This window comes from Dysgonomonas mossii (assembly GCF_004569505.1).
In the GTDB taxonomy this organism is placed as follows: Bacteria; Bacteroidota; Bacteroidia; order Bacteroidales; family Dysgonomonadaceae; genus Dysgonomonas.
Genome location: NZ_SPPK01000148.1, coordinates 1 through 387, shown reverse-complemented (window position 1 = coordinate 387; position 387 = coordinate 1). Strand labels below are relative to the sequence as shown.

Annotated in this window: 1 pseudogene; it reads right to left on the bottom strand. The window is 37.7% G+C overall.

The annotated features are described in order from the left end of the window. Nucleotides 1-387, bottom strand: a pseudogene (locus tag E4T88_RS17835) (polyribonucleotide nucleotidyltransferase); the annotation flags it as partial.

Here is a 387-nt window from a genome sequence, read left to right as displayed (position 1 = left end):
ACCTTGTATGTCAGAAAGAATTGTATAGTTATCATCTTTAGTGATTAATCCCATCGCTATACCAGCAACTGGCGCTTTAATTGGTACACCAGCATCCATAAGTGCAAGTGTAGAGCCACAAATTGATGCTTGTGATGATGAACCATTAGATTCTAATACTTCAGATACAACTCTAATTGTATATGGGAATTCTTTTTCATCAGGAATCACTTGTAATAAAGCACGTTCACCTAGTGCACCGTGACCAATTTCACGACGACCTGGCGCTCTTACTGGACCAGTTTCACCTACAGAGAAATTAGGGAAATTATAATGATGCATATAACGTTTTTGATCTTCAGTACCTAATCCATCTATGATTTGATGTTCACCTAATGCACCTAATGT